21 protein-coding genes are annotated in these 26019 nt (G+C 58.5%); 10 read left to right on the top strand and 11 right to left on the bottom strand.

Annotated elements, in window-relative coordinates:
• Positions 1-87: 87 nt before the first annotated feature.
• The 4 genes from F8B91_RS06235 to F8B91_RS06220 are packed head-to-tail and all read left to right on the top strand — an operon-like array spanning position 88 to position 3608.
• On the top strand, positions 88-2091 hold the full coding sequence (locus F8B91_RS06235; RefSeq protein ID WP_196502820.1) for a VTT domain-containing protein: 2004 nt from the start codon (positions 88-90) through the stop codon (positions 2089-2091).
• Between the two features lie 55 nt (positions 2092-2146).
• Positions 2147-2545 carry an NADH:ubiquinone oxidoreductase subunit NDUFA12 gene (locus F8B91_RS06230; protein ID WP_196502819.1) on the top strand — a complete coding sequence of 133 codons (399 nt, stop codon included), beginning with the start codon at positions 2147-2149 and terminating at the stop codon, positions 2543-2545.
• Complete coding sequence (gene mlaD, locus F8B91_RS06225; protein WP_196502818.1) at positions 2542-3159, top strand: outer membrane lipid asymmetry maintenance protein MlaD; 618 nt, start codon at positions 2542-2544, stop codon at positions 3157-3159. Before F8B91_RS06230 ends, mlaD begins: the two co-directional genes overlap by 4 nt.
• A complete protein-coding gene (locus F8B91_RS06220; RefSeq protein ID WP_196502817.1) occupies positions 3156-3608 on the top strand; it encodes a DUF2155 domain-containing protein in 453 nt (150 codons plus the stop codon). Before mlaD ends, F8B91_RS06220 begins: the two co-directional genes overlap by 4 nt.
• On the opposite strand, the gene aat is transcribed toward F8B91_RS06220, so the two are convergent.
• The 7 genes from aat to F8B91_RS06185 all read right to left on the bottom strand — a co-directional run bounded on the left by aat (position 3605) and on the right by F8B91_RS06185 (position 11669).
• On the bottom strand, positions 3605-4261 hold the full coding sequence (gene aat / locus F8B91_RS06215) for a leucyl/phenylalanyl-tRNA--protein transferase (protein ID WP_196502816.1): 657 nt from the start codon (positions 4259-4261) through the stop codon (positions 3605-3607). The genes F8B91_RS06220 and aat overlap by 4 nt on opposite strands.
• A 12-nt stretch (positions 4262-4273) precedes the next feature.
• Positions 4274-5620 (bottom strand): acetyl-CoA carboxylase biotin carboxylase subunit, encoded by a 1347-nt coding sequence (gene accC / locus F8B91_RS06210; protein WP_196502815.1) that lies wholly within the window; start codon positions 5618-5620, stop codon positions 4274-4276.
• Positions 5621-5623: 3 nt separating this feature from the next.
• Entirely contained in the window at positions 5624-6121 is a 498-nt protein-coding gene (gene accB, locus F8B91_RS06205) for an acetyl-CoA carboxylase biotin carboxyl carrier protein (RefSeq protein ID WP_196502814.1), read from the bottom strand.
• Positions 6121-6570 carry a type II 3-dehydroquinate dehydratase gene (gene aroQ / locus F8B91_RS06200; RefSeq protein WP_196502813.1) on the bottom strand — a complete coding sequence of 150 codons (450 nt, stop codon included), beginning with the start codon at positions 6568-6570 and terminating at the stop codon, positions 6121-6123. Before aroQ ends, accB begins: the two co-directional genes overlap by 1 nt.
• 71 nt (positions 6571-6641) lie before the next feature.
• Positions 6642-7397, bottom strand: coding sequence for a DsbA family protein (locus F8B91_RS06195; protein ID WP_196502812.1), 756 nt, complete (start codon positions 7395-7397; stop codon positions 6642-6644).
• A gap of 79 nt (positions 7398-7476) precedes the next feature.
• A complete protein-coding gene (locus F8B91_RS06190; RefSeq protein ID WP_196502811.1) occupies positions 7477-8859 on the bottom strand; it encodes a M48 family metalloprotease in 1383 nt (460 codons plus the stop codon).
• 56 nt (positions 8860-8915) lie between these two features.
• Entirely contained in the window at positions 8916-11669 is a 2754-nt protein-coding gene (locus F8B91_RS06185; RefSeq protein ID WP_196502810.1) for an Rne/Rng family ribonuclease, read from the bottom strand.
• Between the two features lie 623 nt (positions 11670-12292).
• Here F8B91_RS06185 and F8B91_RS06180 point away from each other — a divergent pair.
• From F8B91_RS06180 to prfB, 3 genes are all read left to right on the top strand, one after another.
• A complete protein-coding gene (locus F8B91_RS06180; protein ID WP_196502809.1) occupies positions 12293-13414 on the top strand; it encodes an N-acetylmuramoyl-L-alanine amidase family protein in 1122 nt (373 codons plus the stop codon).
• 124 nt (positions 13415-13538) lie between these two features.
• Positions 13539-16073: a penicillin-binding protein 1A gene (locus tag F8B91_RS06175; RefSeq protein WP_196502808.1), complete on the top strand. Its 2535-nt coding sequence runs from the start codon at positions 13539-13541 to the stop codon at positions 16071-16073.
• A gap of 38 nt (positions 16074-16111) precedes the next feature.
• Positions 16112-17240, top strand: a protein-coding gene (prfB, locus tag F8B91_RS06170; RefSeq protein WP_196502807.1) for a peptide chain release factor 2 whose coding sequence is annotated in 2 segments (ribosomal slippage) — positions 16112-16180 and positions 16182-17240 — 1128 coding nt in all. Because the reading frame shifts where the segments join, the coding sequence is not laid out codon by codon here.
• A 2-nt stretch (positions 17241-17242) separates the two neighbouring features.
• On the opposite strand, the gene F8B91_RS06165 is transcribed toward prfB, so the two are convergent.
• On the bottom strand, positions 17243-17704 hold the full coding sequence (locus tag F8B91_RS06165; RefSeq protein ID WP_196502806.1) for a bactofilin family protein: 462 nt from the start codon (positions 17702-17704) through the stop codon (positions 17243-17245).
• Between the two features lie 222 nt (positions 17705-17926).
• Between F8B91_RS06165 and F8B91_RS06160 the strand changes: the two genes are divergently transcribed.
• Complete coding sequence (locus F8B91_RS06160; RefSeq protein WP_210324331.1) at positions 17927-21295, top strand: DUF3971 domain-containing protein; 3369 nt, start codon at positions 17927-17929, stop codon at positions 21293-21295.
• A 59-nt stretch (positions 21296-21354) separates the two neighbouring features.
• Here F8B91_RS06160 and tyrS read toward each other — a convergent pair whose 3' ends face one another.
• Positions 21355-22599, bottom strand: coding sequence for a tyrosine--tRNA ligase (tyrS, locus tag F8B91_RS06155; RefSeq protein ID WP_196502804.1), 1245 nt, complete (start codon positions 22597-22599; stop codon positions 21355-21357).
• Positions 22600-22620: 21 nt separating this feature from the next.
• On the opposite strand from tyrS, the gene F8B91_RS06150 reads away from it, so the two are divergent.
• Positions 22621-23721, top strand: a complete 1101-nt coding sequence (locus F8B91_RS06150) for an anhydro-N-acetylmuramic acid kinase (protein WP_348641719.1) — start codon at positions 22621-22623, stop codon at positions 23719-23721.
• Here the strand turns inward: F8B91_RS06150 and F8B91_RS06145 are convergent.
• Both F8B91_RS06145 and F8B91_RS06140 read right to left on the bottom strand, forming a co-directional pair.
• Positions 23718-24623: a DMT family transporter gene (locus tag F8B91_RS06145; protein ID WP_196502802.1), complete on the bottom strand. Its 906-nt coding sequence runs from the start codon at positions 24621-24623 to the stop codon at positions 23718-23720. The genes F8B91_RS06150 and F8B91_RS06145 overlap by 4 nt on opposite strands.
• A 91-nt stretch (positions 24624-24714) precedes the next feature.
• Positions 24715-25359 carry an alpha/beta hydrolase gene (locus F8B91_RS06140; RefSeq protein ID WP_196502801.1) on the bottom strand — a complete coding sequence of 215 codons (645 nt, stop codon included), beginning with the start codon at positions 25357-25359 and terminating at the stop codon, positions 24715-24717.
• Between the two features lie 180 nt (positions 25360-25539).
• Here F8B91_RS06140 and F8B91_RS06135 point away from each other — a divergent pair, with 180 nt between their 5' ends.
• Positions 25540-26007: an Rrf2 family transcriptional regulator gene (locus F8B91_RS06135; RefSeq protein WP_196502800.1), complete on the top strand. Its 468-nt coding sequence runs from the start codon at positions 25540-25542 to the stop codon at positions 26005-26007.
• Positions 26008-26019: the final 12 nt, after the last annotated feature.

Genomic DNA, 26019 nt, shown 5'->3' with positions numbered 1-26019 from the left:
ATGTCTAAAAGGTAAGGATGGAAATTGCCGCAATTCTCACCTACCTATGACGTCAACCACGAATAAGAAGCAAGCCTAGCGTTTTTAATGGACCAGATTCAGCCCTATCTCGATTATTTCGCGCAGCATCCCAGCTGGGCTCTCATTATCGTCTTCCTGATCTCCATGGGTGAAGCCCTGCTGGTGATCGGGCTGTTCGTGCCCTCAACTGCTGTCCTCGTAGGTGCGGGCACGCTGGTGGGTGCCGGCAAGCTGGATTTCTGGCCCGTTATGGCCGCCACGACACTCGGTTGCATTGTGGGTGACCAGCTGTCTTTCTGGGCCGGGCGGTTTTTTGGTGACCGGCTGAAAACCATGTGGCCGCTCAAGAACTATCCGCAATTGCTGGCCAAGGGCGAAGCCTACGTGAAGCAGCATGGCGGCAAATCCATTGCCATTGGCCGCTTCGTGCCCGGCGTTAAAGCCGTGGTGCCAGGAATCGCCGGCATGCTGGGCATGGGCGAAGCGTTCTTCCTGATGGTCAATATCACCTCGGGCATTTTCTGGTCGCTGATGCATCTGTTGCCTGGCGTTCTCCTCGGCCATGCATTGTCGCTGGCAGGTGAACTCAGTGGGCGCCTGCTTGTGGTGCTGCTCGTTCTGCTTGCCATTCTCGCTGTTGCGGGCTGGCTGGTGCGCCTGCTGGCACAAAGCCTCACGCCTTATCGCAAGGCGGTGCAGCGCAAGATTGCTGGTTGGGCGGGAGAGAGCCGCTTCCGTTCGGTGCGCCGCTTCGGCCGCGTAATGGCGCCAGACAATCCCAACTCCGTGCTTCTACTGCTCTTCATCATTCTGGGCCTCGCCGCCATTGTGGGCCTGATCGATTTGGTCTCCGGCCTGTTGATCCGCCATGCGGTGGGTGATTTTGATTTTGCGCTATTCAATTTCTTCAGTGAACTGCGCTCGGTGCCCGGCGATGAAATCTTCGTGCGCGTCACCATGCTGGGCGATGAATATGTGCTCTATGCGGTGGCTCTGGTTCCCATCCTGTGGATGGCGTTTCGCCGCAACTGGCGCGCCGCCGCTGCCATGTTGGCCGCGGTCGTGGCGGCCAAGATCGTCACATTGGCGTTTTCTTTTGGCACGCCCGCACCGGGGTTGGGTTCACTGCGATCTGATTTTCGCTTTCCCTCGCCACATGTCTTGATGGCGGGCACAGTGTTCGGCACGCTCGCCGTCATCACCTCGCGCGGCTTGCAGCGCTGGACGCAGGCGCTGATCGCCGCCTGCCTTGCCATGCTGGTGATCGCCATTGCCTTTTCCAGACTCTATCTGGGCGTCAATTGGCTGAGCGATATTCTGGGCGGCATACTGATCGCCAGCATCATTGTGGTGCTGTTCTCAGTGGCAGTGACCACCATTTCCTTTGGTCGCTTTCGCCCGCTGGCGCTGCTTGCGGTTTCGGTGGCGACCTTGCTGATCGCTACTGGCATTGACAGCGACCGCGGCTTTGAACGCCGCCTGGAACGCTACCAGCCGGTCAACAAGATCGCGACCTATTCGATTGAAGATTACATGGCCAAGGGTTGGACCAATGTGCCCGGCCAGCGCATCAATCTGGCGGGCCGGCCCAGCGATATTTTTGTGCTGCATTGGATAGGCCCAGTGGCCGCCTTGCAAGACATTATCGCAGGCGAAAATTACACGGTGTGGAACCGCTGGGGCTGGAAAGATGCTTTGCCTTACTTGAGCCCGGACTCGCAGCTGGACGCACTCGCCCCAAATCCTGCCGTGCATGAAGGCTTGCGCGCCAAGATGACGGCGAGCGTGCCGGATCCAACCGTGCCAAACACCCGCAACGTGCTGCGCGCTTTCCAGTCCAACACTGTGGTCACTGACACGACCGGCAATTACCGCGTCTATCTGGTGGGCATTACCCACGAATCTGTGAAACGCAGCGTGGGCCTGTTTGCGGTGCCCAGCGACCGTGCCGCAGCGCCTGCTGATGTGCAGGCGATGATCGACAAGTTGAAGGCCGATCCGCGCGTGGAAACGGTAGGTTCATTGAGCGTGGGCGGGCAGGTGGTGACCATATTGAGGCCCAAATCCTGATTGAACTTGAGCCTGCCTTCCGGCATATTGCGGCGCAATCAACAGAGTCCCTCGCATGCAGTTTTTGAAGCAGATTTTCACCTGGTGGAACGGCCAAAGCTTGAACACCCGCTTCTATACGTGGCGTAAGGGAACCTTCGTCGGTGAAGACGAACTGGGCAACCGTTACTACAAGGCCAAGTCCGCCGTGCCGGACTCGATTCCGGAACGCCGCTGGGTGATCTACAAGGGCTATTCCGATGGCTCCAAGGTCGGCCCCGGCTGGCATGGCTGGCTGCATCACCGCGTCGATGTTGCTCCCGTGCAGGAAAATTACGCACCGCGTGAGTGGCAGAAGCCGCATCAGGAAAATCTGACGGGCACATCTGGTGCCTATCATCCGCCGGGCTCTATCGCTGTGGGCGGCAAGCCGATGAAGCGCGTGCCTGACTACAAGGCCTGGCGCCCGGAATGAAGGCCAATGCCTTAGAGACGCTGGTAGGCGCTGCGGTGATTGCCGTGGCGGCGATTTTCTTTTTCTTCGCCTATCATGGCGCAGGCCTTGGCGGGCCGGGTGGCGGCTATCATGTGCTGGCGCAATTCGACAATGCGTCGGGCGTGAATGTCGGCACTGATGTGCGCGTGGCGGGTATCAAGGTAGGCACGGTTGTCAGCCAGACGCTGGACCCTAAATCCTATCAGGCCCGCGTGGACATGTTGTTGCAGCCTAACGTGCAGCTGGCTGATGATACGTCAGCCAAGGTCACCTCTGAAGGTCTGTTGGGCGCGACATTCGTGGCTCTCGATCCAGGTGGCTCAGATACCAAGCTTGTTGACGGTGGCGAGATTTCTTACACCCAGGGTGCTGTCGATATCTGGTCGCTTATCAGCCAGGCGATGTTCTCGTCCAAGGGCAGTTCCAAGCCTGCCGATGGCGCAGCACCTGCTGCTCCAGCTCCGGCGCCTGATGCGACCGCACCTGCACCTGCACCTGATGCTCCTGCGCCAGATGCAGCTCCGGGGAAGGGTGACGCCCCGGCCGCCGGTCAAGACAATGGCCAAGATTCTGGGACGCCACCCAAGCAATGAAAGCAAAAGCCGGCGCGCTGGCGTTACTGGCTCTGTTGACGGGGCCGGCCGCAGCCGAAATCATCCAGAACCCGATTGCTGTGTTCTCTGGCCTCGACAAGATCATGGGCCAGACGACAAGCTTTGACGCCAACATTGGCGAAGAAAAGAAATTCGGTAGTCTGGTGGTGAAGGCTGAAACCTGTGACACGCGCCCGATCACTGAAGACCCCAAGACAGTCGCCTTCGTAGAAGTCGATGAAGAACGCACCGACGGTTCAAGGAAGCGTATTTTCTCAGGCTGGATGTTTGCCGAAAGCCCCGGCCTCAACGCGGTGGAGCACCCGCTCTATGACGTGTGGCTGACCGGCTGCCGCGACCCGAACGCGCCGCCGCCGCCAGTGGAACAACCACCGGATCCGAGCAAGACGCCTGAAGACGACAGCGCCGATCAAGCCCCGCCAGACTAAGCCGGGTTTTTCGGTGCGGCCAAAGCCAGTACCGCCTCAGGATCACGATCTGATTTGAACGCGAAGAAATCCGCAGTGCCATCCATCGCCTGATCTAGCAGCTCGCGGTATTGCGGCTTCTTCAGTGTGTAGCAGCCGAATTGCTGCAGATGTGAATTCAGGAACTGCGCATCCAGCAGGTTGAAGCCGCCGGCGTTGAGCCGTGCAACCAGATGCACGAGAGCCACTTTGGACGCATCAGTGGCACGGCTGAACATGCTTTCTCCAAAAAACGCGCTGCCCAAGCGCACGCCATAAAGCCCGCCCACCAATTCGCCCTCACGCCACGCCTCAACCGAATGGCAGCAGCCCATCCTGTGCAGCTGGGTATAGAGCTTGAGGATGCGCTCATTGATCCAGGTCTCGTCGCGGTCCGGCGTTTTCTCGGCACAGCGCCGCATCACCTGTTCAAATGACGTATCTATGCGGATTTCAAATCCGGCATGGCGTACGGATTTCTTCAGCGAATGTGAGATGTGAAAGGCATCCAGCGGGATCAGCCCGCGCTCGTCCGGCTCTACCCAATAGAGTGATGGATCATCAGCACTCTCCGCCATCGGGAACACGCCCACAGAATAGGCCTTGAGCAGAACCTGTGGCGTGATCACCGTCATCGCGAGAAGCCGCTATGCTTGCAGCTTGGCCAGGTATTTCTCCAGCCAGTGGATGTCGTAATGGCCATCGATGATGTCCCGCTCGCCCAGCAATTTCTGGAACAGCGGAATGGTGGTTTCCACCCCATCGACCACAAATTCAGACAGGCAGCGGCGCAGGCGCATCAAGCATTCCGAGCGTGACTTTCCCGAGACGATCAGCTTGCCGATCAGCGAGTCATAATAGGGCGGAATGCGGTAGCCGGAATAAAGTGCGCTATCGACACGCACGCCAAGCCCACCGGGGAAATGCACCGAGTCAACCCGGCCCGGCGAGGGCACAAAGGTCATCGGGTTTTCCGCATTGATGCGGCACTCAATGGCATGGCCGGAGAATTGAATATCACTCTGCTCATAAGGCAGCGCTGCGCCCGAAGCCACGCGGATCTGTTCTTGTACGAGGTCAAGCCCGGTGATTGCTTCCGTCACCGGATGTTCCACCTGCAGGCGGGTGTTCATTTCAATAAAATAGAACTCGCCGTTCTCGTAGAGGAACTCGATGGTGCCCACACCTTCATATTTCATCTCCTGCATGGCACGCGCCACGCGGCCACCAATCTCATCGCGCTGGGCGGCGTTGAGGGCAGGGGAATGCGCTTCTTCCCAGATTTTCTGGTGGCGGCGCTGCAGCGAACAATCGCGTTCACCCAGATGCACCGCACGGCCTTGCCCGTCACCCAGAACCTGGATTTCGATATGACGCGGCTTCTGCAGATATTTCTCGATATAAACTTCGCCATTGCCGAAGGCGGCCTTGGCTTCGCTTTGCGCTGTCGAAACGGCAATCTCGAGTTCAGATTCGTTCAGCGCCACTTTCATGCCGCGACCGCCGCCGCCTGCCGTGGCCTTGATGATCACCGGATAGCCAATGTCCTTGGCCACCTTGCGCGCGGTGGCCACGTCAGCCACGCCACCTTCGGAACCCGGAACAACCGGAATGCCCAAAGCTTTTGCCGTGCGCTTGGCCTCGATCTTGTCACCCATGGTGCGGATGTTCTCGGGCGAGGGGCCAATGAACTTGATGTTGTGCGCTTTCAGGATGTCGGCGAATTTGGCATTCTCCGAGAGAAAGCCGTAACCCGGATGCACCGCTTCTGCCCCGGTGATTTCGCAGGCCGAAACGATCGCCGCGACATTGAGATAGGAATCCTTGGCAGGCGGCGGGCCGATGCACACGCTTTCATCCGCCAGCTTCACATGCATGGCCTCGGCATCGGCGGTGGAATGTACCGCCACAGTCTGAATGCCGAGTTCCTTGGCCGCGCGCAGCACGCGCAGCGCAATTTCACCCCGGTTGGCAATGAGGATTTTGTCGAACATCGCCTATTCAATCACCATCAGCACTTCGCCGAATTCAACCGGCTGGGCATTCTCCACCATCACTTGCACCAGCTTGCCGGATTTCGGTGCCGCGATCTGGTTCATCGTCTTCATGGCTTCGATGATCAGCAAGGTCTGACCTTGCTTCACCATCGAACCGATAGCGGCAAAAGCGGGCGCTTCGGGCGAGGGCGACAGATAGGCTGTGCCTACCATTGGTGATTTCAGCGGCGTACCAGCCATTTCAACGGCAGCAACAGGCGCTGCCGTTGCAGCATGGCTATGCGGCGTGGGCGAGGAGGGGGCGTGATGCGCAGGGGCAGCCACATGCACCATCGGGGCAGCATGCAGCGTCTTGCTGACGCGCACCTTGGCACCTTTGTGATCCAGCTCGATCTCGGAAAGGCCGGTATCATTTAGGATTTCAGCCAGCTTGCGGATGAGGCTGAGCTCGGCGGATTCTGACGGTGCCGCTGCTGCGGGCTTCTTCTTTGCGGGCATTATGCCTTTCCCTTTTTCTTCAAGATGGCAGCCAGCCCTTCCAGGGCCAGCTCATAGGATTGCGGGCCAAAGCCGCAGATGACGCCTTCCGCCACCGGCGAGAGATAGCTGTGATGGCGGAAAGCCTCACGCTTGTAAACATTGCTGAGATGCACTTCGATGGTAGGCAGGCCAACCGCTTTCACCGCGTCATGCAAAGCCACCGATGTATGGGTATAGGCCCCGGCATTGATGACGAGCCCCTTGGCTTTTTCGCGCGCCTCATGGATGTGGTTCACCAGTTCGCCTTCAATATTGGTCTGGCGGAAAACGATATCCAATCCCAGGCCCTTGGCCTTGGCACGGCACATGGCTTCAATCGATGCCAATGTGTCATGGCCATAGACTTCAGGCTCACGCTGGCCCAGCAAATTCAGATTGGGCCCGTTCAGGATGTAGATGACTGTCATGGCCGCAACTTATAGCCACGCAAGCCTGCTTTGAAAACAGACGATTGGGGCAGTGTTAATTCAGCTGTTGATCAGCAGAACTTGCAGCCGCCCTCGGCCCGGGTCGCCGCGATGCTGGCGATGATATTGTCCTGCTGGGTAAAGCCCGGGAAAATCTTGTCGCCCACGATGAAGCCCGGTGTGCCCGTGAATTGCAGAGACTTGGCCAGCGCCTGCGTCTTGTCGATATTGGCGTTAATCTCCGGGTCCTTCATGTCGGCCTTCAGCTTGGTGATGTCGAGTCCTACGGACTGCGCCACCTTGTCGGTCACCGCAGCGTCGATCTTGCCCTTGGTGGCAAACATCGCCTGATGGAATTCCCAGTACTTGCCTTGCTTTTGCGATGCCATGGCGGCGCGGGCGGCATATTCGGAACCTTCACCGAAAATCGGGAATTCCTTCAGCACCAGGCGTACATTCTTGTCCTTGCCGATGACGGCTTGCATCTCAGTCACGCTCTTGTGGCACCAGCCGCAATTGTAATCCATGAATTCGACGACGGTCACATCGCCCTTGGGGTTGCCGGCCACACCGTCCAGCGCGTTGTGGAAGATATCTTTCGAAGCGGATGACAACACATTGCCGCGCGCTTCATCGGCAGCCTGCTTGTCCGCTGCGTCGAGCTTCGCCACCATTTCCTTGAGAACATCCGGATGCTCCATCAGGTAGCTGTGGATGATGTCTTCCATCTCCTTTTTCTGGTCATCGGAAAAAGAACCGGCAAAGGCGGCGGCGGCAACAACCGACGCCAGCAAAAAGGCGCCAAGACTGATCAGAATACGCTTCATAGCCAAACTCCAGAATTATTTTCATTGTGCCGCAACTGGGGGCCTCGGCACAAGCCCATTTGCTCGTACGAAATGGTGATCATTTCTTGGCGGAAAAGCTCGCAATGTCGCTGGCGCGCAACCATTCGGGCGTGCCTTTCTTGAGGTATTTCATGGCCACCGCAGCCTTTTCTCCGGCCAACTTTGCATCGCCGGTGGCATAGGCATATTCGGCCGTGGCAAGCTCGGCGCGGGCAATGTCGTTCTTGGCGCCGTAAGCCTGAGCCATGAATTTGTAGATGCTGGGTTCTTGGCCCTCACTCATGCGGGCCTGCTTGAGCAGGGTGATCGCTTGGTCCGCCATGGCGGGGTTCTCAGTGCCCAGCAGGATCTGGGCATTGAGGATTTGCAGCAGGCCATTATTCGGCAATATGGCGCGCGCTTTCTGGATGAAGGGCAGGCCCTGTGCCGCCTTGCCATTTTCAAGATAGGCCTGAGCCTTCAATTCCCAGAAATACGGGTCCTGCGGGACTTCCGCCGTCAGGCTGTCGATCACCGGAATGGCGGATGCCAGATCGCCGCGGCGGAAAAACGCAATTGCGCGCGCATAGCGGGCAGGCAGCGAATTGTCGGAGGAGGGATATTTCTGGAACACCTGCTGCGGCTGCAGGAAGCCGATCAGCTTGGCCTGCGCCAGCTTGTGCCGCAGCATCAGCGCGGCATCATCCTGCCTGTTATACCATTGCGAGGCCTGGGCCGTGGCCTCCAGCGTGCGGATACGGTCAAACGGCATCGGATGCGAATACGCATAAGGATCAGCGCCGGTGGTGGAGGCCAGGGATTCATTGGCCAGCACACGGAATAGATCGAGCATGCCCTTTGCACTTTGATGCGTGGCTTCGAGATAACGCATCGCCGATTCATCGGCGGTGGATTCCATCGCGCGGGCATAAACCAGGAAGGAGCGTTGCGCGGCACCCTGCGAGCCCATGATCACTCCTTGGCCGGCGCGTGCTGCGGTGGTGCTGCCCGCCATCGCACCGCCCACCATGGCGGCAATGCCGAAGATGGTGCCGATGATGGCGTTGGTGCTGGCCTCTGCCATGGCGCTATTCATTTTCGCCAGATGCCCGCCCGCGATGTGGCCGGATTCATGTGCCAGAACGCCGATCACTGTGTTGGGGTTGGGGGCGCGGGTGATCAAACCGGCATTGACAAAGATGCGCTGGCCACCAGCGACGAAGGCATTGATGGACGGGTCACCGATCACCACCACCTTGGCCGCTTTTGAATTGATGCCGGCGGCCTTGAAAATCGGCCCCGAGTAAATCCGCAGGAGGCCTTCGATCTCAGCATCACGGATGACGGCGGGGCCTTGGTTCCGGTTGCGCTTGTCGCTCTGGTCAGGAACAGCCATCCCCGACTGCACCGTTAGAACGATGCCGCAGACCAAAGCCACGCCGCGCAGGAAAGATTTTCTCATCACGCCCCTATAACTGGAGCAGGTGATGCCGCGCGATTGCGGCATCACCATGGCTGTTATTTCTTGCTCCACCAGCCGCCCTTGCGCGCGGCGGGTTCAGCGGGTGCAACCGTGGGTGCCGGCGGCTGCCACTTGCGGACTTCCGGCTCAGGGATGAAATCAGGAATATTGATCACCACCGGGGCGGGAGCAGGCGCTGTCTGTTCACGGGGCTCGCGGTCGCGGCGCGGTTCGCGTTCACGCCGTGGCTCACGTTCACGGCGAGGTTCACGTTCGCGGCGTTGCTCGGGTTCGCCTTCGCCGTGCGGCTGCTCGGATGACTCACCCCGCGGTTCACTGCCATTGGTCTCTTCGCTGCCATTGGCACCGCCTTCACGCGGACCACGGCCACGGCCGAACTTGCCACGGCGGCGGCCACCACGGCCGCGGTCGCTCCGGTCATTGCGGTCACGGCGCGGGCCACGATCACCTTCAGCGCGTTCTTCGCCTTCACCGGAACCACCAATGGTTTCCACCTGGTCGTCGCCGCCAAAGTCATTGTCGCCCTGCGGGTCTGCCGAAGCGTCACGCTGGCCTTCAGAGACTGAGGGAGCCTCGTCTTCGGAGGTTTGCCCATCAGCGGAACGCGGTTTGTCACCACGTTCTTCCCAACGCTGGCCACGGCGGCCGCGTCTGCGGCGGCGGCCACGATTGCCGTCACGGCGCTGGCCATCTCCATCACCGCCTTCAGCCCGTTCTTCGCCATTGGCTTCTGCGGACTCTTCGGTTTCTTCAACCTCTTCTTCGATGACCTCTTCTTCCACTTCCTCTTCAGTAGTGAAAGCAGAGTCCATCTGAACGGCAGCAGCGGTCACGCGGCGCTTGATCTGGCCACGGTCAGGCGCGCGCTCGATCATGGCTTGCGTGCCCTTCACATCTTCGCCGCCAGGGACGAGGAAGATCGAAATGCCATATTGCGTTTCAAGCTCAAGCAAGCTGTCGCGCTTTTCGTTGAGCAGATAGAAGGCCACATCACGCGCACATTTGACGGTAAGGTTTTCCGAACGGCCTTTCTGCAGATAGTCTTCGATCTGGCGCAAAACACCAAGGCCGCAAGACGGAACCGAGCGTACGATGCCTTTGCCTTCGCAATGCGGGCAGGGGCGGAACGTGCCTTCGATCAGGCCCGGACGCAGGCGCTGGCGCGACATTTCGAGCAGGCCGAAATGCGAGATCCGTCCCACCTGGATGCGGGCGCGGTCATTCTTCAGCGCGTCCTTCATCCGCCGCTCAACCGACCGGTTGTTGCGGTTTTCTTCCATGTCGATGAAGTCGATGACCACGAGGCCGGCCAAGTCGCGCAGGCGCAACTGGCGGGCAATTTCATCGCAGGCTTCGAGATTGGTCTTCGTCGCCGTGTCTTCGATATTGTGTTCGCGCGTCGCCTTGCCGGAATTGATGTCGATCGACACCAAAGCTTCCGTCTGGTTGATCACCAGGTAACCACCTGATGGCAGGTTCACCGTGGGCGAATACAACGCGTCAAGCGCGCCTTCCAGCTGATAGCGCTGAAGCAGTGGCTTGGGGTCCTTGTAGAGCTTCACATTCTTGGCATGTGAAGGCATCAGCATTTTCATGAAGTCTTTGGCATCCTTGTAGGCGGCATCGCCGTCCACAATGATCTCGTCCACATCCTTGGTATAAAGGTCGCGGATAGAACGCTTGATCAGATTGCCTTCTTCATAGACCACGCAAGGCGCCTGGGATTGCAGCGTCATCTCGCGCACGCTTTCCCACAGGCGCATCAGATAATCGAAGTCGCGCTTGATTTCGGTGCGGGTGCGTTGCGCGCCCGCGGTGCGCACAATGACGCCCATGCCCTTCGGCACTTCGACGTCCTTGGTCACTTCCTTCAGGCGCTTGCGGTCACCCGCGTCAGTGATCTTGCGGGAAATGCCGCCACCGCGCGCAGTGTTGGGCATCAACACGCAATAACGGCCAGCGAGTGAGAGATAGGTAGTGAGCGCAGCACCCTTGTTGCCACGTTCTTCCTTGATCACCTGCACCAGCAGGATCTGCCGGCGCTTGATGACTTCCTGGATCTTGTAATGGCGGCGGCGCGGGCGGTTGCTCCGGCTGCTGCGGCGCTTCGGCACTTCTTCCAGAGCATCGTCTTCGCCTTCGCCAATGGTTTCAACCTTCTGGCTTTCAGCATCAATTTCCACCTCGACGAGTTCGCCTGAAGGGGCGGCCTCGGGAGCAGGGTGGTCTTCAGCGGCAGAAACTGTGGCTTCTTCGACGGGTTCCGAAGCAAGCACCGGTTCCGGCTCAGCCAACATCGGCATCTCGGAAGGCATTTCGTCTTCCGATGCCACTTCCTCTTGCGCTTCTTCAGCGGCGGAGGCTTCTACAGCGTCGTCGTGATGATCCTCGCCCTCGGCGTGATCATGGTCGTGGTGATCATGATCATGATCATGCGTTTCGTCTGCTTCATGATGATCGTCGTGATGATCTTCTTCATCATGATCATCTTCTTCCGCCTCTTCAGCTTCCTGCTCGGCAAGAAGCGCCATGCGGTCGGCGATGGGGATCTGATAATAGTCGGGATGGATTTCGGCGAAGGCCAGGAAGCCGTGCCGATTGCCGCCATATTCAACAAAGGCAGCCTGGAGCGAAGGCTCCACACGGGTCACTTTGGCGAGATAGATATTGCCCTTTAGAGGGCGGCGGGACGCGCTTTCGAAATCGAATTCTTCAAGCTTGTTTCCGCGAGCAACGACAACCCGGGTTTCTTCCGGCTGGCTCGCGTCGATGAGCATTTTTGAGCCCATGATGGGTGTAATCCTTGGCTCAATTCGCAATGTCCGATCATGCGCATGCCCTCCGGAACCGGCGCAACATGATGTTCAGTGGAATTGGGAGCGATTGTGGACGTGTGCCTGATGGCATCTGACACAGGGCCGTAAAACCGGTGCCGCTGTCGCGGGTAACCTGTCTTCCATGGGGCGCTGTTGCCGTGGACACGTCGAAGTTGACCTTTGCCCAGTGAAGGGCGGTTAAAGCGTTTGGCCATGCCAAACTTCATAAGCCACTAGGGCCGGTGAAAACGCAATCTTTTCAAGTGGGTAAACGCACCGGAGACCTGAAAAGCGCGAAACTGTCGCCGTTGCAATCTAAGAGTTCAATCTTGAGTCTGCGCACGGACGATTAATAACTAGGCGCTTCCCGCCGCTAATGCAAGCAGCCGCTTGGTGGCGCAGTAAATGCCAACCGATTCAACCCTCTCTTAACCATGTGCGGCTAGGTTGGATGCCTGTTTGTGAGTTGTGTCCCGGTGTTCAAGTCAGCGTCTGTTTGTGTGTTGTCCACCAATTCATTTGGCCGCGCCCCTGCCTTTCGCAGGGCTATGGTCCAGGGCGCTGCTTTGCTGGTTTCCATTACTTCAATGATGTCTATGGCTTTGGCCGCTGAATTGCGGCTGAAGGAAGCTGCCTTTGCAGTGGCCAAGGGTCACACCAAGTTTGAAGTGGCGGTCTCAGAACCCGTCAGCTTCAGCGCGATGGTGGTGAACAACCCAGGGCGCGTGATCATTGATCTGCCCAAGCTCGATACCGATGTGGCGCCTGGGGCGGGCGGCACTGGCGCAGGCATTGTGTCGTCCTATCACTATCAACAGGCACCCGATGGCAAGGCGCGGATCATTCTCGAGACCCGCACTCCTACGGTGATCTCCTGGTCCACTGTAAAGCCCGCCGAACCCGGCAAATCGCCCCGCCTGATGCTCGACCTGGTGGCTGCCGATGCCACGCTGGATATCAAAAAGGCCGATGACCTGCAGACCGGCTCAGTCACGAAAGCACCGGCTGCGCCCAGCTTGCCCAAGCATGTGATCGTGCTCGATCCCGGCCATGGCGGCATTGACGGTGGTGCCGTTAGCCATGATGGGGTCAAGGAAAAGGACGTGGTCTTCGCCTATGCCCAGTCACTCAAGGCAGCCCTTACTGAAACCGGCCGCTTTGACGTCCTCTTGACCCGTGACGACGACAAACTCATCAAGCTTGAAGACCGGGTGAAATTCGCCCGCGATCACAAGGCCGATCTCTTCGTCGCCATCCATGCCGACATGCTGCGTGACCAATCGGTGCGCGGCACCACGGTCTATACCGTTTCTGACAAAGCTTCCGACGATGTGGCTGAAGCCTTGGCCCAGAAGGAAAACCGCGCCGATCTTTTGGCTGGCGTTGATCTGGGCAAACAGAAAGAGGAAGTGGCCTCCACCCTCATTAATCTGATGCAGCGCGAGAGCAAGGCGCAGGCCCTGCATTTTGCCAAGCTCACGGTCAGCGCCATCCGCCCCGTGACGGAATTCACCGGCCAGCCGATGCGAGCTGCCAATTTCGCAGTCCTCAAGGCGCCGGACGTACCTTCCGTACTGATTGAGCTCGGCTATCTTTCAAATACTGCCGACAAGGGCATGCTGACGTCAAATCAGTGGCGCAAGGAAATGTCGGAGTCGATGACCAAGGCTGTCATCGGCTATTTCAAGCAAGACGCCACCGCCGCCGTCACGCCCTGATTTCCCGAACACGTCTTCGCCACATTCTGCCGACATTCAGGCCTTGGACAATCGTGGGCAATTAAGTTTTGCCTGCGGTTGAATCGTGCTAGTTGGCGCGTCAGGTGGAACTTTAAGGGATAAGATGCTCCGGTTCTTCGGTTGGCTTTTTGGCGCAGCCTTTGTCATAGCGATCGCACTTGCGGGTGCGGCGCTTTACATCATCTGGGATGTCTCCAAGGACCTGCCGGATTACAAGGCGCTCGCCTCCTGGGAGCCGCCGGTGATGACGCGCATGCACGCTTCGGATGGTTCCTTGCTGGCTGAGTATGCCCAGCAACGCCGCCTGTTCGTGCCCGTCAACCTGATCCCAAAGCTGGTGATCGAGGCTTATGTTTCAGCCGAAGACAAAAATTTCTATACCCATGCGGGGCTTGACTGGCACGGCATCGCCAAGGCCGCCATCCGCTATGTGCAGGTCAAGCTGTCGGGCCATGGCCAGGTGGTCGGCGCATCGACCATCACCCAGCAGGTCGCCAAGAACTTCCTGCTCTCCAATGAACGCACCATGTCGCGCAAGCTGAAAGAAGCGCTGATCGTGCAGCGCATCGAGACAAGCTTCAGCAAGGACCAGATCCTTGAGCTTTACCTCAATGATATTTTCCTGGGCTTCAATTCTTACGGCATAGCCGCAGCCTCGCTCAATTATTTCGGCAAGCCGCTGGATGAGCTTTCGCTGGAAGAAGTGGCCTATCTCGCCGCACTGCCCAAGGGCCCGAACAACTACAATCCCTTCACGCACTACGACCGGGCCATCGAACGGCGCAATTATGTGCTGAACCAAATGCTGGAAAACGGTTACATTTCGCAGGACCAGCTGAATGCCGCCATCGCCAAGCCGCTGAAGGTGAATCCGCGGCCCTTCGGCGCCCAGCTGTTCTCCGCCGAAAGCTTTGCCGAAGAAGCGCGCCGCGAACTGATTGCCAAATATGGCAAGGATGAATTGGAGCGCAGCGGTTATTCGGTGCGCACCACGCTTGATCCCAAGCTGCAGATTTTTGCCAGGCAGGCTGTGGCCCGTGGCCTCATTGGCTTTGACCGCCGGCGTGGCTGGCGCGGGCCGCTGACTCATGTCACCGATTTGAGTGGTGATTGGGAACGTTATCTTGAGAAGTATCATATTCCTCCTGACCAGCAGCCGTGGCGCGTGGCCGTGGTGCTGCAGGTCGATGAGGCGGGTGCTAATGTGGGCCTGCAGCCCAAAGTCATGGCCGATGGCAAATGGGGCCCGGAACGCGATCAGGGCTACGTGCCGCTCAATCTCGTGCAATGGGCGCGCAAATATGTCGATGGCGTCAAGCTGGGCCCCGAAGTCAAGAAAGCTACGGATGTGCTCCAGCCGGGTGACGTGATCTATGTCGCCCCATCCGGCAATGGCAATGAATATCACCTCTTGCAGCTGCCCGATGTGCAGGGCGCCATGGTGGTGATGGACCCGCATACTGGCCGCGTGCTCGCCATGGTGGGCGGCTTCTCTTATGGCCAGAGCCAGTTCAACCGCGCAGTGCAGGCCATGCGCCAGCCGGGCTCATCCTTCAAACCGATCGTCTACGCGGCCGCCCTCGACAATGGCTATTCGCCGGCTTCGGTGGTGCTCGACGCGCCGCTGGAAATCAAGATGCCGCATGGCGAAGTGTGGAAGCCGAAGAATTATGAAAAGGATTTCTTCGGCCCCTCAACGTTGCGCCGCGCCATCGAGCAATCCCGTAACACCATGACGGTGCGCCTGGCCGACGCCATGGGCATCACCAAGGTGGCTGACTTGGCCGAGCGCCTTGGCATCTATGACCGCATGCCGCATGAACTGGCGATGGCGCTGGGTGCTGGCGAAACCACGCTCCTCAAGATGACCACCGCCTATGCCGTCATCGCCAATGGCGGCAAGAAGGTGGATGCTACGCTGATTGACCGCATCCAGGACCGATTTGGCCGCACCATCTACCGCCATGACACGCGCGATTGCACCGCCTGCAAGGTCGATAAATATACGCCGGGCCTCGCCGAGCCTGATCTCCCGGATGACCGCGAGCAGGTGATGAACTCCTACACCGCCTACCAGATCACTTCGATGATGGAGGGCGTGGTTGAGCGCGGCACGGGCCGCAAGCTGCAAGTCGTCGGCAAGCCCATCGCCGGCAAGACCGGCACCACCAATGATGAAAAAGACGCGTGGTTCATCGGCTTCACGCCGGACCTCGTCGTCGGCACCTATATCGGCTTCGATAACCCCAAGCCCATGGGCACCGGCCGCACGGGTGGCGAACTTGCAGCCCCAGTGGTTGCTGATTTCATGACGCTGGCTCTGCGCGGCAAGGCCGCCGTGCCGTTTCGCGTGCCGCGTGGCATTGAGCTGATCCCGATCAGCGTGAATTCCGGCCGCCGCGGCGTGTTCGGCGACAAGGGCGTTATTCTTGAAGCCTTCAAGCCCGGCGATGAGCCGCCGGCCAATGGTCAGGTGATCGGGCAGGGCCAGGCATCATCCCAGGGGTCGGGCGTTGTGCTGGTGCCGGCCAATGCCGATCAGGGTGCCACGGCGCAGCCCGACTTGCCCCAGCAACAGCCACAACAGCAGCCCCAGGATGGCGGCGGGTTGACGAATGGCAGTGGCGGCCTTTATTGAGCGGCCAGACATTCCCATATTTGATTTGAAAGACCATCATGCGCGCAGAAACCATCAAGGCCATTTCCGAGATCGAGCAGTCCCTGGGCCTGCTCAGGAGGCATCTTTGACTGGGATAATTCCGTTCGGGAACTCGCTGAACTGAATGCCAAGGCCGAGGATTCCTCGCTCTGGAATGATCCGCAAAAAGCGCAAGAAGTCATGCGCAAGCGCCAGGACCTCGACAACCGCATCAACGGTTTGCTGAAGGTCGAGCAGGCGCTCAAAGACAATGTTGAGCTGATCGAAATGGGTGAAGCCGAGGGCGACCAGGGCATCGTCACCGAAGCCGAGCGTGCCATCGTGGCCCTGAAAACCAATGTCGCCCAGGTGGAGCTTGACGCGCTTCTGTCAGGCGAGGCCGACGCTAATGACAGCTACCTGCAGATCAATGCGGGTGCCGGAGGCACCGAAAGCCAGGATTGGGCCTCGATGCTGATGCGCATGTATGTGCGCTGGGCCAACCAGAACAAATACAAGGTTGAAGTGCTGGACCAGCATGACGGTGAAGAAGCCGGCATCAAATCCTGCACATTGCAGATCAAGGGCCACAACGCCTACGGCAAGCTCAAGACCGAGAGCGGGGTGCATCGCCTCGTGCGCATCTCGCCCTATGACTCGAACGCGCGCCGGCACACGTCATTCTGTTCAGCCTGGGCTTATCCAGTGATCGACGACAATATCGAAATTGAAATCGTCGAAAGCGATTTGAAGATCGATACCTACCGCGCCTCAGGCGCCGGAGGCCAGCACGTCAACACCACCGACTCGGCGGTGCGTATCACGCATATTCCCACCAACATCATCGTCGCCTGCCAAGCCGAACGCTCGCAGCACAAGAACCGCGCAACAGCGTTGAAAATGCTGAAAGCCCGGCTTTATGAATTGGAACTGCAGAAGAAGCAGGAAAAGGTGGATGCCGCCAATGCCACCAAGACCGAGATCGGCTGGGGCCATCAGATCCGTTCTTACGTGCTGCAGCCCTATCAGCTGGTGAAGGATTTGCGCACCGGCTTCACGTCAACGAATCCGGATGCAGTGCTGGATGGCGGTGTGGATGATTTTATCCAGGCGTCACTCGCTTCGAAAATCCACGGCGCTGCCGGCGACGTATCAGATATCGAGTAAGTTCAGCTCTTCTTGTCTGGCCGTGGCGGCAGCAGGCTGAAATTTGAGATGTTCAGGGTCGCCGTGCCGGGTGCAACCAGGCTGCCATTCTGGCTGATATTGCCCATGACGAAAGCCCCGTGTTCAACGCTCAGGCCGTCATGGATCACATCGCCTTCAACATGCGCACCCTTCTGGATGGTCACGCGTGATGCGGTGATAGCGCCGTAGACGCGTCCGCGCACCAGCACGAACTGCGCTGTCACCGGGCCGTTGACCTGGCCTCTTGCATCTACAAGGCAGGTATGGGCCCTCACGGAGCCGCGCAATTCACCATCGATATGGATTTCACCTTCGGTGACGATATTGCCTTCAATGACCACGTCTGAGGCCAGATAGGACGGCTCATCAGAGCTTCGGCCCAAGGGCTTGCCAGCCTTGGAAATATCCGATTCGGCAGATGCCTTTTTCCGATTGAAAATCATGGCCCGTCAATGCGTTGAAAGACTGTGCATTAAAGGGTTTTTATCTTCATGTCATCCTATTTTGGGTTGTGCCACGGCAGCGCCCGCGCCATGGTAATGCCGTAGTTTTCTGAGCATAAGTCTTTGATGGCAACAGGCGCTTCGGCGCGTTAATGAAATAAACGGGCAGGCGGAGTCCGGTGGGATGCAGGCACTAGCAGTGAACGGTTCGGGTCGCGCGATTTGAAATTGAACTATCTCAAGATCGCCGGAATCGCATGTGCCGTGCTCGTGGGCGCGGTGCTGCTGCTGTGGGGTGGTTTGTATTTGCGCCTGTCGCAAGGCCCTCTTGCTGTGCCCTTTGTCGACCGTCAGATCACGCAGGCCATTGCCTCCAAACTTCCCGGCTATCAGGTTTCAACGGGCGAGGCTTTCATCGAGATTGACCCGGTTTCAGGTCGCCCGCGTGTCGCGGTGAAAAACATCGTGGTGAGCGACAGTGGCGGCAACCAGATTGCCAGTGCGCCACAGGTTGCCGTCAGCCTCAGTGGCTGGGCGCTGCTCTTTGGGCAGGCAAAGGCCAAGGGCATCGAAGTCATCGGCCCTTCGATTTCCATTCGCCGCAATCTGGGCGGCGCGCTCGTGCTGGGCTTCAATGCCAGTTCCGATCAGGCCGCTGATGACGATGGCGCCGATAAGCCGGTCAAAACCTCAACCGAGGTGATCCTTAATGTGCTGAACGGCCAGGCCGCCGATAATCCGCTGTCCAGCCTTGATGACATCAGGATCAGCGATGCCAAATTCCGTTTCTATGATGATGGCAATGCTGCCACGTGGATAGCACCGCGCATCGCCTTCGATTACCGCAAGACCGCGGATGGTTTCGTCATCCTCGCCAATGGCGATATCGCCACCACGGGCGATCCCTGGCACACTGAAGTGTCCGCCACCTATCATCATGCCGCCAAGCAATTTGAAATCAGCTCGCGGGTGGACAATGTGGTCCCGGCCTCGGCAGCCCGCAAGATTTTCGCGCTTTCGCAATTTGCCGCCGTGACCACACCGCTCTCCGGCCATGTCGATATGGTGCTGGATGAAACCGGTAAGATCATCAGTGGCAGTGGCGAGTTGCAGGCCGCCAAGGGTTCGATCAACCTGCCGGATTATTTCGCCGAACCGATCCAGATCGATGAGGGTGCTTTTAATATCAGTTTCGATCCCGCTGTCGAGGCGCTCAACCTGGCCAACTCATCGGTCAATATCGGTGGCCGCCGCTTCGAATTAAGTGGCAGCGTCGGTGCTATCCGCGATGATGCAGCGAAGCTTTCGGCGCTGGCCATCAAGCTGATCAGCCAGACCGGGCCACAACCCAAGACCAGTATTGAGAAGAGCGACATGAAGCCAAGCTCGGTAGTGGATAGGGTGGAGTTTTCAGGAAAGGCTGGGATCACCAAAGCGGGGCTTGATATTGATGACCTTGTGGTTCTATCCGGCAGCAGCGGCCTGCGCCTGCGCGGCAATGTGACGGGCGGTGGAAAATCCCCGGCCATTCACATGGCGGGCCGCCTGCGTGACATCAATCTCGACATTATGCGCAGCCTTTGGCCGCCAGTTGTGGCGCCCAAATCACGCCTTTGGGTCTTCACCAACGTGGCGGCCGGCGAAATTCCTGAAGGCACGTTCCAGGTCAATTTCGATCAGGACCAATTGGCCCAGGCCAGGGAAGACCACCGCAACCCGCCAGGTTCAATCGATTTCACTTTCTCGCTCAAGAATCTGGACACGCACTATTTCAAGTCGCTGCCCAATTTGCAGAACGGCTCCGGTCAGGCGCATGTGCTGGATAACTCTTTCGCCCTCGATCTGGATGGTGGCTCATCTTCTTTGGAAAACGGCGATGTGATCACACTGAACTCGGGCCGCTTCGAGGCAAACGACATTCAGGCGCCGCAGGTACTGGCCAAGTTCAATTTTGAAATGGATGCACCGGTCTCAGCCATGTTGGCCATCGCCACCAATCCCGATCTCAAGATGATGAACCAGGACAATCCGATGGCGCTGCCGCAAGCCACCGGCAGCGGCCACATCAAGCTCTCCCTGCAGATGCCGCTGATCAAGGATCCGCCGCCGGATCAAGTGCAGATTGCCACGCAGGTGACCACCCAGGATGTCAATGTAAGCGGCCTCGCACCAGGCGTGGAAGTGACGGGCGGTGCCTTCACCATCAATCTTTCGCAAGACAAGATCGATATTTCCGGCCCCGCCAAGATCAATGGCCTGCCAGCCAAAGTGAGCTGGACGAAACCCCGCCAGGGCGGCACTGCAATCACCCAGGTTTCGCTGCGCATGGATGAAAAATCGCGCAGCAAGCTGGGCATGAAACTCGATGATTACCTGTTGGGGCCGGTGGATGCCGATGTGACCATCAGCAAGGACGCACAGGGCAAGACGCTTTATGACGTGAAGGCCGATCTCTCCAAGGCCACACTGAAACTGGCCACGCTGAGCTTCACGCGCCCGCCGACGGACGGCACCAATGTCAGCTTCAAGATGAGCAGCGACGAGCAGGGCCGCAATATTGATGATTTCAAGCTGGATGGTGACGGCCTGCATCTGCGCGGCGCCATTGATCTCTACAAGGACGGCAAGCTGAAATCGGTGACGATGCCGGAAATCCGCCTGGCCGATGACAGTGTGTTCAGCGTGCGTGCCATTCCCAATGATGGCGTGACTGATCTGGTGGTCAGCGGCACCAACCTCGATGCCAGACCCTATATCAAGGCGGTCCTCTCGCCGCCGGTGAAGCAGCCGGGCAGTGCCAGCGCCGACAGCACCTCGCAGGATTTCACCTTGCGCGCGCATTTCGACAAAGTGACCGCAAACAGGGGCGAGGCGCTGACCAATGTAACCGCGCAATTGCGCGCCCGCGCCGGCAAGATTGCCGAAGCCAATATTCAGGGCAGCTATTTGAACGGCCAGCAGATCACCGCAACCATCGTGCCCTTGCCGGATGGCAGGCAGATGCAGGTGAAGAGCAATGACGCCGGTGCCACCATGCGTGCTGCCAATCTCTATTCCAAGGTAGCTGGAGGCACGCTGAATTTCTCCGCGCTGATCGGCAATGAGGAAGGCTCGCCGATGAAAAATGGCAACCTCACCATCCGCGACTTTGAAGTGCGCAATGAAGCCACGCTGGCGGAAGTGGATAAGCGCGGCAAGCCCACCAAAACCGGCCCGCGCAGTGACTCGGTGTTCTTCAACACGCTGTCAGTTCCGGTGAGTGCGGATGAAAAATTCCTGCGCATCAAGGATTCCAGTGTGCGCGGCCCTTCGATGTGCGCCACCGCCGATGGCGTGATCCGCAAGTCCGACAATGCGATTGATATTTCCGGCACCATCGTGCCCGCCTGCGGCCTCTCGCGCGCCTTCAACAATGTGCCTTTGCTGGGCGATCTTCTGAGCGGCGGCAATTACAATGAAGGCATTTTCGGGCTCACCTATGCGATGGGCGGAACTTTCGCGGCGCCCAAGATCCAGATGAACCCGCTGTCATTCCTCGCCCCCGGCATTTTCCGCCGGCTGTTCGATTTCAATCCGAAAGCGCAGAACTAGAGCGTGTTCCGCAAAAGTTGTTCGACTTTTGCGAATAGAACACGCGCCCTTGAATAAACCTATTTCTGCTTCAGCAAAACGTGTTTCTTCTTGCCCATGGAAAGCTTGATCGCGCCATCGGCATTGAGAGCTGACGCATCCAGCACCAGCTTGTCATTGCTGACCGCAACGTCATTCACCTTGATGGCGCCGCCCTGGATGTTGCGCTTGGCATCGCCATTGGACGAGGCGAGGCCCGCCAGAACCAGCGCCTGCAGAATGCCAAGCCCGCCAGCCAGATCAGTTTCGACGGTGGGCAGGCCTTCGGCAGCACCACCTTCCTCGAAGGTTTTGCGCGCGGTTTCAGCCGCAAGCTCGGCCGCTCCCGCACCATGGATCAGCGCCGTGGCGGCATTGGCCAAGGCCTTCTTGGCCTCATTGATTTCAGCACCGCCCAAGGCTTCCAGCTTGGCAATCTCGCTCATCGACAAAGTTGTGAACAGCTTGAGGAAGCGCCCCACATCAGCGTCTTCGGTGTTGCGCCAGAACTGCCAGTATTCATAAGGGCTGCGCATATCGGCATTGAGCCACACAGCGCCCGAAGCCGTCTTGCCCATCTTGGCGCCAGAGGCCAGCGTGATCAGCGGCGAGGTGACTGCGTAAAGCTGATGCGTGCCCATGCGGCGGCCCAGATCGATGCCATTGATGATATTGCCCCACTGGTCTGATCCGCCCATCTGCAGATTGCAGCCATGGCGCCGTGCCAGTTCAACAAAATCGTAAGCCTGCAGAACCATGTAGTTGAATTCAATGAAGGAAAGCTCGTGCTCGCGGTCCAGCCGCAGCTTCACCGAATCCATCGCCAGCATACGGTTCACGCTGAAATGCCGGCCGACATCGCGCAACATGTCGATATAATTCAGCGCTGCCAGCCAATCAGCATTATCCAGCATCGAGGCTTTGTTGCCACTGTCGCCAAATGCCAGGAACTTGTCGAACACCTGCTTGATGCCGTTCTTGTTGCTTTCGATATCTTCCAGCGTGAGGATCTTGCGGCTTTCATCGCGCCCCGATGGATCGCCCACGCGCGTGGTGCCGCCACCCATTAGAACGATCGGTTTGTTGCCGCTCTGCTGCAGCCAATGCAGCAGCATGATCTGAACGAGAGACCCCACATGCAGCGACGAGGCGGTGCAATCAAACCCGATATAGCCGACCAGCTTTCCGGCCAGCGCCTGGGCATCAACGCCCGCAAGATCGGAGCATTGATGGATGAAGCCACGTTCGGAAAGCGTGTTAAGGAAATCTGATCTAAATTGGGTCATGGTTTGGCGCTCTTAACATAGGTGTTTCACTTGTCAAAAGTCCTCCGCGTCTTGGGTTTGATGTCCGGCACCTCGCTGGACGGGATTGATGTGGCTTTCCTCGAAACCGATGGCGAGGCCATTGTGAAGCGCGGCCCTTCGGCCACTTACGCCTATGATGCCAAACAGCAGGCGCTTCTGCGCCAGGCACTGGCCGATGCCGAAGGCATGGAGGAGCGCAACGAGCGCCCTGGCATTCTGGCGGAAGCTGAAACGGCTCTCACCGATTGGCATGCCAAAGCGGTTGAATCATTTTGTCAGCAGCACGGCCTAAGTGATTCAAAACCAGACCTGATTGGCTTCCACGGTCAAACCGTTCTGCACCGCCCCGACAAACATCTCACCGTGCAATTGGGCGATGGTGCAGCGCTGGCGAAGGCCACCGGCATTGAAGTGGCTTACGATTTGCGCGCCGCTGACATCGCCGCAGGCGGGCAGGGCGCACCGCTGGTGCCGATCTATCACGCAGCCCTCAGCCCCGAACGCCCCACAGCCTTCGTCAATATAGGAGGTGTGGCCAACATCACTTACATCAGCAAGACGGGCGAACTCCTCGCCTTCGACACCGGCCCCGGCAACGCTTTGCTCAATGACTGGATGCTGAAAAAGCAAGGCACAGACTTTGATGAGGGCGGAGCATTCTCGTCATTCGGCACCGTCTCACCGAAGTACCTCGCCACCATGATGGCGCATCCTTACTTCGCCGTGCCGCCACCCAAATCGCTGGATCGCAACACCTTCGCGCTGGTCTATCTCGGCGGCCTCTCGTCCGAAGATGGCGCCGCAACACTCGCCGCGTTCACAGTCGCAGCCATCGCCAAGGCCGCAGCACATCTGCCCGACAAGCCGAAGCAATGGGTCATCTGCGGCGGTGGCCGGCATAATGCAGCCATGATGCAAGGCCTGCGGGCCAGCCTCTCAGGTGTTGTCTCAGCCGAAGACATCGGCCTGAACGGCGACAGCATGGAAGCCGAAGCTTGGGCTTATCTAGCGGTGCGCGCCAAGCGCGGCTTGCCGATCACATTCCCCGGCACAACAGGCGTCGAACACCCAATGACCGGCGGCGTCTTCGCCAAACCCTAGGTGAGCTTCAGCCCGATCCTTCGCACCAACCGCCCATCGATGATGATGAGTGCGAGCCCGATGATCAGCGCGCCGATCACTTCGTTTAGCGTCAGCACTTCGCCGAGGAAGGCGACACCCAGAATGATCGCCGACACCGGCACCAGCATGGTCACCAGAATGGTGAAAGAGGGTCCCGCCGTGTTGAGAATGCGGAAGAAGATGAGATAGGCCAGCGATGTCGAAATCGCAGCAAGACCGATCAGTGCAGCCCAGACATGGGCGCTGACATTCAGATATTGTGACGGCGTCGAAAAGACAAACGCCACCACCGCCATAATCGCGGATGAACAGACGAGCTGGCAAGTGGCCGTGGTGATCGGCGGAATGCCGATCAGCCGCTTCTTCGACCAAGGCGCTGAAAGCCCGTAACAGACCGAACCGAAGGTGCAGGCCAGAATGCCAAGGATTGCGGCATTGCCAGTAAGGCTGCCAAGGCTCAGCACCACGACACCTACAAAACCGAGCACCAGCGCAATCACCTTGCGCGTGGTGAGGCCTTCGACCTGGAACAGCGCCATGAACAACGCACCAAACATTGGCGATGTGGCATTCACCACCGCCGCAAGCCCGCTGCTGATCACCGTCTCGCCATAGGAAATCGCCGTGAAGGGCAGGGCATTATTGAGGATCGCCATGCCCAGGCAAGAAATCCAGGTGCGCGCGTCACGCGGCAATGCGCCTTGCACGATGAAATGAATGGGAAGCAGGATGGCCGCCGCAATCGCCACGCGCGCGAAGACCACCAAAATGGCCGGCAGCTCTTTCACGCCAACGGCGATGAAGAAGAACGAGCCGCCCCAGATGAGCGACAGCAGACCCAGCAAGATCCAGCTCTGTGTTGTGATTTTCTGCTCAGCCATGATTCCCCTCCAGTGTTTTGAAGAGGATTAGCTCATGCCTAAAAATGCACCACCCGCTTTACGCTCAGGCGCACCTTCCGCAAACGCGCGGCTATTCGAGAGTGAGACGTTTGTCCAAGTAGTCCGAGCAAACCTTGGTCAGCTCTTCGATCCGGTCCTGGAAGAAGTGGTTCGCATCCGGCAGCACCTTGTGCTCGATGGCAATGCCCTTCTGCGTCTTCAGCTTGGAAACCAGCGTATGCACAGCCTCAGGCGCCGTCACCGTATCCTTGCCGCCATTCACGAACAGGCCGGAGGCCGGGCAGGGTGCCAGGAACGAGAAGTCATAATGCTTGGCCAGCGGGGCCACCGAGATGAAGCCGGAAATTTCCGGGCGGCGCATCAGTAGCTGCATGGAAATCCACGCGCCGAATGAAATGCCGGCAATCCAGCAGATCTTGGATTCGCGGTTCAGCGTCTGCAGCCAGTCGAGAGCTGATGCCGCATCGGCCAATTCTCCGGCGCCATTGTCAAACAGACCCTGGCTCCGGCCCACGCCGCGGAAATTAAATCGCAGCACCGAAAAGCCGCGAGACTGGAAAAGCTGATACAGCGAGTGTACAATTGGATTGTTCATCGTGCCGCCGAAGCTCGGATGCGGATGAAGCAGAATGGCGATGGGAGCACCCGCCACTTTGGCCTGGTGATAACGGCCTTCGATGCGGCCTGCGGGTCCGTTGAAAATGACTTCTGGCATGTCTCTAGATTTTGAACTCAAAAACCGGTCTGGGCGGATTCAAATAGTTGACTCCCGAAGTCGGTTATTCTATTACACTTTAGAACAGTTCCAAACAACTGCCCCACCTGCTAAGCCGCGCTTTAGCACGAGGCGGGGGGCAAAAAGCAAGCTTTTCGTGAGGCTTGGGAGTCTGATGCGATGAAATTAAGCACCAAAGGCCGTTACGCCGTCATGGCCCTGATTGATATTGGATTGAATAGCAACGGAAAGCCGGTCTCGCTGGCCGATATTTCCGAGCGCCAGGATATCAGCCAGGAATATCTGGAACAGCTGTTCGGCAAGCTGAGGCGTTCTGGGCTGGTCACTTCGGCGCGCGGGCCGGGTGGTGGCTATGTGCTGGCGCGGGCGCCGGCAGAAATCTGCATGTCGGATGTCATTCTGGCGGTGGATGAAGAATTGCGCGTCACCCGCTGCGACGGCGATGCCGTCAATGGCTGCGTGAAGGGCGAGCGTTGCTGCGCCCATGACCTGTGGTCATCGCTGGGCCGGCAGATGATGTATTTCCTTGAAAGCGTCTCGCTTGAGGATGTGGTGCAAAAACGAAATCTTGCTCTCGCCGCCTCAATCAAGCAGACCACCGCGCGCCATGTGCGCCCGCTGATGTAGGACAAGTGAGCC

This window comes from Aestuariivirga litoralis (assembly GCF_015714715.1).
Classification (GTDB): domain Bacteria; phylum Pseudomonadota; class Alphaproteobacteria; order Rhizobiales; family Aestuariivirgaceae; genus Aestuariivirga; species Aestuariivirga litoralis_A.
Note: the sequence above shows the minus strand (reverse complement) of the source record. Positions and strands in the feature narration are given on the sequence as shown.

Bases quoted from the DNA above. Each gene is read 5' to 3' on its own strand.
- F8B91_RS06165 (WP_196502806.1), bottom strand. From the start codon at position 17,704: ATGATTTTCAATCGGAAAAAGGCATCTGCCGAATCGGATATTTCCAAG.
- tyrS (WP_196502804.1), bottom strand. From the start codon at position 22,599: ATGACCCAATTTAGATCAGATTTCCTTAACACGCTTTCCGAACGTGGC.
- F8B91_RS06190 (WP_196502811.1), bottom strand. From the start codon at position 8,859: ATGAGAAAATCTTTCCTGCGCGGCGTGGCTTTGGTCTGCGGCATCGTT.
- F8B91_RS06185 (WP_196502810.1), bottom strand. From the start codon at position 11,669: ATGGGCTCAAAAATGCTCATCGACGCGAGCCAGCCGGAAGAAACCCGG.
- F8B91_RS06235 (WP_196502820.1), top strand. From the start codon at position 88: ATGGACCAGATTCAGCCCTATCTCGATTATTTCGCGCAGCATCCCAGC.
- F8B91_RS06145 (WP_196502802.1), bottom strand. From the start codon at position 24,623: ATGGCTGAGCAGAAAATCACAACACAGAGCTGGATCTTGCTGGGTCTG.
- F8B91_RS06175 (WP_196502808.1), top strand. From the start codon at position 13,539: ATGCTCCGGTTCTTCGGTTGGCTTTTTGGCGCAGCCTTTGTCATAGCG.
- F8B91_RS06140 (WP_196502801.1), bottom strand. From the start codon at position 25,359: ATGCCAGAAGTCATTTTCAACGGACCCGCAGGCCGCATCGAAGGCCGT.
- accC (WP_196502815.1), bottom strand. From the start codon at position 5,620: ATGTTCGACAAAATCCTCATTGCCAACCGGGGTGAAATTGCGCTGCGC.
- accB (WP_196502814.1), bottom strand. From the start codon at position 6,121: ATGCCCGCAAAGAAGAAGCCCGCAGCAGCGGCACCGTCAGAATCCGCC.
- mlaD (WP_196502818.1), top strand. From the start codon at position 2,542: ATGAAGGCCAATGCCTTAGAGACGCTGGTAGGCGCTGCGGTGATTGCC.
- F8B91_RS06195 (WP_196502812.1), bottom strand. From the start codon at position 7,397: ATGAAGCGTATTCTGATCAGTCTTGGCGCCTTTTTGCTGGCGTCGGTT.
- F8B91_RS06220 (WP_196502817.1), top strand. From the start codon at position 3,156: ATGAAAGCAAAAGCCGGCGCGCTGGCGTTACTGGCTCTGTTGACGGGG.
- F8B91_RS06180 (WP_196502809.1), top strand. From the start codon at position 12,293: ATGGCTTTGGCCGCTGAATTGCGGCTGAAGGAAGCTGCCTTTGCAGTG.
- F8B91_RS06230 (WP_196502819.1), top strand. From the start codon at position 2,147: ATGCAGTTTTTGAAGCAGATTTTCACCTGGTGGAACGGCCAAAGCTTG.
- aroQ (WP_196502813.1), bottom strand. From the start codon at position 6,570: ATGACAGTCATCTACATCCTGAACGGGCCCAATCTGAATTTGCTGGGC.
- aat (WP_196502816.1), bottom strand. From the start codon at position 4,261: ATGACGGTGATCACGCCACAGGTTCTGCTCAAGGCCTATTCTGTGGGC.
- F8B91_RS06135 (WP_196502800.1), top strand. From the start codon at position 25,540: ATGAAATTAAGCACCAAAGGCCGTTACGCCGTCATGGCCCTGATTGAT.